This window comes from Clostridia bacterium (genome assembly GCA_036562685.1).
Taxonomy (GTDB): Bacteria; Bacillota; Clostridia; order Christensenellales; family DUVY01; genus DUVY01.
In genome coordinates, this window is sequence record DATCJR010000136.1 from 1 (window position 1) to 4,633 (window position 4,633).

At 35.5% G+C, this 4,633-nt stretch carries 6 protein-coding genes; 5 read left to right on the top strand and 1 reads right to left on the bottom strand.

From position 1 onward, the window contains the following. From VIL26_06145 to ybeY, 5 genes are all read left to right on the top strand, one after another. Positions 1-212 (top strand): YabP/YqfC family sporulation protein (locus VIL26_06145; GenBank protein ID HEY8390511.1); only part of this gene is annotated, 212 nt, incomplete at its 5' end. 20 nt (positions 213-232) lie between these two features. Then, the gene (locus VIL26_06150) at positions 233-1,408 is read left to right on the top strand and encodes a sporulation protein YqfD (GenBank protein HEY8390512.1); all 1,176 of its coding nucleotides are present in this window, start codon (positions 233-235) and stop codon (positions 1,406-1,408) included. A gap of 66 nt (positions 1,409-1,474) precedes the next feature. Beyond that, a complete protein-coding gene (locus VIL26_06155) occupies positions 1,475-2,470 on the top strand; it encodes a PhoH family protein (GenBank protein ID HEY8390513.1) in 996 nt (331 codons plus the stop codon). Beyond that, the gene (locus VIL26_06160; GenBank protein HEY8390514.1) at positions 2,433-3,869 is read left to right on the top strand and encodes an HDIG domain-containing metalloprotein; all 1,437 of its coding nucleotides are present in this window, start codon (positions 2,433-2,435) and stop codon (positions 3,867-3,869) included. Before VIL26_06155 ends, VIL26_06160 begins: the two co-directional genes overlap by 38 nt. A gap of 3 nt (positions 3,870-3,872) precedes the next feature. Next, on the top strand, positions 3,873-4,340 hold the full coding sequence (ybeY, locus tag VIL26_06165; GenBank protein ID HEY8390515.1) for an rRNA maturation RNase YbeY: 468 nt from the start codon (positions 3,873-3,875) through the stop codon (positions 4,338-4,340). Between the two features lie 26 nt (positions 4,341-4,366). On the opposite strand, the gene VIL26_06170 is transcribed toward ybeY, so the two are convergent. Then, positions 4,367-4,633 (bottom strand): tetratricopeptide repeat protein (locus VIL26_06170; GenBank protein HEY8390516.1); only part of this gene is annotated, 267 nt, incomplete at its 5' end.

The following is a 4,633-nucleotide window of genomic DNA, read 5'->3' on the forward strand; positions in this document are numbered from 1 at the left end:
TTATTATGCAGTATCGATATACTGTTTTTGCTGGTCGTGCTGTTTATGTGGCAGGACATAAGGGAATAAAGTTTTTTAGTTCTCAAAGCCTTGAATTGAAGATAGGTAAAGAGTTGCTTGTCGTTACAGGAGAAAATTTGGTAATAAAACACCTAAGCAATGATGATTTGATTATAACAGGCGATATTACTTCAGTCAGCGTAAACAAGTAAGACGAAAAAGGTATATATAGATGTTAAAAAAAATAGCAGATTATATATCAGGCAAAAATAAAGTTGAGATAACGGGACTTAATATAGACCGTTTGCTAAACGGATTGATTAATAGCGGCATAGTTTTATATGATGTTACACGCGTTTCTCATAGAGTTGTTACTGTTTGCGTTACGGATAAAATGCTCAAAAAATTGTTTGTTTACCTAAAACCGTTATGGTATAATGTCGTTGTATTATCCCGTTGGAGTTTTTTACATAGTTTAAAAACCCTAGTAACCCAAAGGCTGGGACTAATTGTCGGATTTGCGGTCGCGCTAATTGCTGTTATCACTTTTAATATGTTTGTTTGGGATATCAAGATAAGCGGCAATGAGTTGATCGCTAATGATACAGTTATACAAAGACTAGAAGACTTGGGCGTAAAAAAAGGCTGTTTGATAAGTCAGATAGACAAAAAAGAACTTGCCCAAAACCTAAATACTCAACTTAGTGAAGCAAGTCTTATAAGCATAGAAATAAAAGGCGTTACGCTTATAGTTAATATAAAAGAAAGAATTATTAAGCCTGATGATAATCTTGAAGAACTTGCTGATGAAATAGTCAGCAAATATGACTGTGAAATAACCAAAATTGCTTTGCTTAATGGAACAGCTATGGTCAAAGCAGGCGATATAGTCCGTCGAGGGGATGTTTTGGCGGCGGCTTATGAAGAGCATTATGAAGGAAGTCAAAAGGTAAGAGTTTATATTAGAGCGGAAGGAGAATTTTGGGGCAAAGTCTGGTTTACTAGCACAAGATATTACGCAGTTGACGGAGTGCAATATAGAAGAACAGGAAAAAGCAAAACTCATTTTTTTTGGGAGTTATTTTTAAAAAATCAAAAATCAAAATCAGCACCTTATGGATTATATGAATCAAAATCACAAACGGTCAAGCTGAATTTCTTATTACCCATTACCATACATAAGACAAAATATTACGAACTAAAGCCGGAGCTTATTTCTTTGACGCTTGAAAAGGCTCAAGAATTATATGCTGCTGAAGTAATGGAAGAAGCGCGTTTGAAAGTGGAAAAGGATGCAAAAATTTTAAACAGCTACATAAAGGCTAGTGAAGAAAACGGGCTTATTAGAATAGATGCTGTGATTGAAACAGAAATAAAAATTGGAACTAGAGTAAAAAAATCTGCTTAAGAGAAAAATTGCATACTCATTATGGTATAATAATTAATAAAAATTAATAGCATACAGGAGAAATTTTTGACAGAATACATTAATATCAATTCCGAAAAGTTGCTTGGACTTTTTGGAGCATACGACGAAAACATAAGACTGATAAGTGAAAACTACGGGGTAACGATTACACCCAAAGAAAACTTTGTAGAGGTTACGGGAGCACAGGATGCTGTAACTCAAGCCAAACAAATATTGGACAAGTTGTGTGAGTTGATAGATAAAGGCTATGAGATAAGTAAAGAAAAGGTAATGGCCGCCATTGATTTGGCGCAACTTAACAGGCTGGACGAAATAGTATCAATTAGTACTGAAACCATTGCTGTAACTAGCAAGGGTAAACCTATAAAATGCAAAACATTAGGGCAAAAAGAATATGTTAACGCCATAAAAAACAATACTATTGTTTTTGGCGTAGGTCCTGCAGGTACAGGAAAAACTTATCTTGCGGTCGCTATGGCTGCAGCTGCTTACAAAAAGCGTGAAGTAGAAAAAATTATTCTTACACGCCCTGCAATAGAAGCAGGTGAAAAGCTGGGATTTTTGCCAGGAGATCTTCAAACCAAAGTTGATCCGTATTTGCGCCCTTTGTATGACGCTTTGCAAGAGATGTTTGGAATGGATAATTATGCTAAACTTCTTGAACGGGGAGTAATAGAGGTTGCACCGCTTGCATATATGCGCGGACGCACGCTTTCTAACGCATTTATTATCTTAGATGAAGCGCAGAACACAACAATACTTCAGATGAAAATGTTCTTGACAAGACTTGGAAATGATAGTAAGGTTGTTGTTAACGGAGATACTACACAAACAGATTTGCCAGCAGGAATAAAAAGCGGACTTTTCCATGCTGTAAAAATCTTGACAGGTATCAAAGGTATTGCTACTATAACGCTTTCTTCCAAAGATATTGTAAGAAATCCTTTGGTTAGAAACATTATTTCAGCATACGACGATGATATCAAAAATTTGGGTAAAACCGATGATCGAGACAAAGAACGAAATAAAACAAACAGATAACAAAAAATTATATCTTGCCAATACTATGATAATCGCAATGAGCGTTATCTTTATGTTGGCAGTTATGGTGCTAAGATTTAATATTATCGATAAGCGAACCATTAATGAGACTATATATTCATATATCAGTCTTATGGTTATTTTTACGCTGTGCTTTAGTGTTGTATTTTTTGCGCTCAGATATCTTAATACTGATCACTATACTGTTAAAATGTTCGGGGTTATTTGCTTCGTTATTACAATCACATATGCGATTTGCATTTTTGTTGAAAAGCTTAGCCCCTATGCAATGCCTATAACTTTGACAGTATTTCTTTTGAGTGTATTTACAGACACCAAAGTCGCCTTTTTGGGTAATGTTTTTAGCGTACTTATGATATTTATTACCCTTATGGCTTTGGCTATTTCAAAAGGTCAGCCGACGCCGTCTTGGGTATTGCCTATGTTGATTTTTGCCGTTACTGCCGGCACTATATCCTCATTAACGCTAAACAGGGACACAAAACGACTTACATATATTTTATACGGCGTTTTAATTAATGCAGTATGTCTGCCGCTTTTGATTATCAACGAAATTATAACGCCTTCTTCGTTTAAAGAATTATATAATGTTTTGCCTTATGCTCCGTTTTTGATTTTTGGTACGGTTTTAATTGCATTGATGCTGCAGCCGATAATAGAAGCTGTTTTTAACATCAATTCTAATTTTAGATTGATGGAGCTTTGTGATCATCACAGACCTTTGCTTTTGAGACTTGCTAAATACGCACCCGGTACCTTCAACCATTCTCTTACCGTGGCCAACTTGGCAGAAACTTGCGCAAGAGCAATTAATGAAAATACATATTTTGCAAGAGCTGCGGCTTATTATCATGATGTGGGAAAACTAAAAAACACCAGATATTTTAAGGAAAATCAGTTTAGCGAATCCAATCCGCATGATGGATTGACTCCAGAAGTATCTTGTGACATAATTAGAAAACACGCATTACAAGGCAGTGAGATTTGCAGAGAATATCGTATTCCTCAAGAAATCGCTGAAATAACATCTGAGCATCACGGCACAATGCCTATAATATATTTCTATAACAAAGCCAAAGAAATGACCGATAGAGAAGTCGATATCAAGGATTATAGATATGCAGGTCCGATACCTTCTACCAAAATCGCAGCAATCATAATGATATGTGATGCAGCGGAAGCAACTGTCAGAGCTATGAAAGAACATAGTTATGAAAAAGTTGAAAAAGTTGTAAAGGACATAATAGACCAGCGTTTAAGATACGGTCAGTTTGATAACTGCGATATTACATTAAAAGACCTAGCTGTAATCAAGGATACAATCGTAAGAGCATTTGGCGGTCTATATCACGAAAGAATTCAATATCCGGAAATATAAAAAATGAAAATAATATCAGAATCAACTGTTAAACCATTTTATAAAAAGTTATTCAAAATAGCATTAAAAGTTTTGCATCAGCCTAAGTATCTTGCATTAGGGCTAAACTTTATGACCAAAAATGAAATAAAAGAGCTTAACCGTGCTACCCGTTCGGTTGATGAGCCTACTGATGTATTGAGCTATCCCAATCTGGATTTGATAGCGGGCGAAATAGCGGATAAAAAAGTCTTTACATCAGAATATGACCATGTTACACACAGACTTTTTTTGGGCGAAATAGTAATTTGTGAAGAAAAGGCTATGGAACAGGCGCAAGAATATGGACATGATCTAAAACGTGAATTAGGATTTTTGTTTATTCATGGTTTATTGCATTTACTTGGTTACGATCATATTCATCCCGAAGATGAAAAGATTATGCGTTCACTGCAAACCAAAATTTTGAGTATTGCGAAGTTGGAAAGATAAAAAAAGGGGCTTTTGCCCCTGATTTTTTAATTAGTAGTTTTTCCAGGCGGAAGACTAAGCTGTTTTAATAAGGTATTGGCATCTGGATGTTTTTTGGCTGCTGCGCTTGTTATCCATCTTTTTGCCAGATTAATATCAGCTTCTACACCCATACCTCTTAAGAATCTGTATCCTAATTGATATTGAGCTTCAATATTTCCATTTTCAGCGGCCTTGATATTCCAATAAATCGCTTTTTGAATATCTTTTGTAACGCCTTGACCGTTTTCATATAGAGTGGACAGATGGAACTG